The organism is Vibrio sp. 1727 (genome assembly GCF_033344415.1).
In the GTDB taxonomy this organism is placed as follows: Bacteria; Pseudomonadota; Gammaproteobacteria; order Enterobacterales; family Vibrionaceae; genus Vibrio; species Vibrio alginolyticus.
Genome location: NZ_JAWPOT010000448.1, coordinates 1 through 598, shown reverse-complemented (window position 1 = coordinate 598; position 598 = coordinate 1). Strand labels below are relative to the sequence as shown.

Below are 598 nucleotides of genomic sequence, written 5' to 3'. Positions count from 1 at the left end.
GCGTTTCAAGCGGCATTCGTAATCGATACGCAGCAATATGGACACTGCGACGGACATAATAATCAGACTGGAACCACCATAACTGATTAGTGGAAGCGTCAAACCTTTGGTTGGAACAATACCAGCGGCTGCGCCCACATTGACCATGGTTTGAAACGCAAACCAAATACCAATACCAAACGCTAAGTAACCACCAAACATCTCGCCTTCTTCAAAAGCACGTTTGCCGATATACACAGCTTTAAGTACCAAGCTAAAAATCAACATCAGTACTAAAACAACACCGACGAAACCAAGCTCTTCAGCCAATACCGCAAATACAAAGTCGGTGTGCGCTTCTGGTAGGTATTCCAGTTTTTGAATTGAGTTCCCTAACCCTTGACCAAACCATTCTCCGCGACCAAACGCCATCAAAGATTGAGTCAACTGATAGCCGCTACCGAACGGATCTTCCCATGGGTCAAGAAACGAAGTAACACGGCGCATACGGTACGGTTCTACCAAGATCAAACCGACGACAGCGCCAATGCCAGCAATCATCAGGGCCAGAAACTGGGTAAGCTTCGCGCCCGCGATAAATAACATGCCAAACAGAGTA

At 46.8% G+C, this 598-nt stretch carries 1 protein-coding gene; it reads right to left on the bottom strand.

Going from position 1 to position 598, the window contains the following annotated elements; genetic code table 11:
* On the bottom strand, positions 1-598 hold a 598-nt coding region (locus R8O10_RS26270), incomplete at both ends, for an FtsW/RodA/SpoVE family cell cycle protein (protein WP_318192103.1).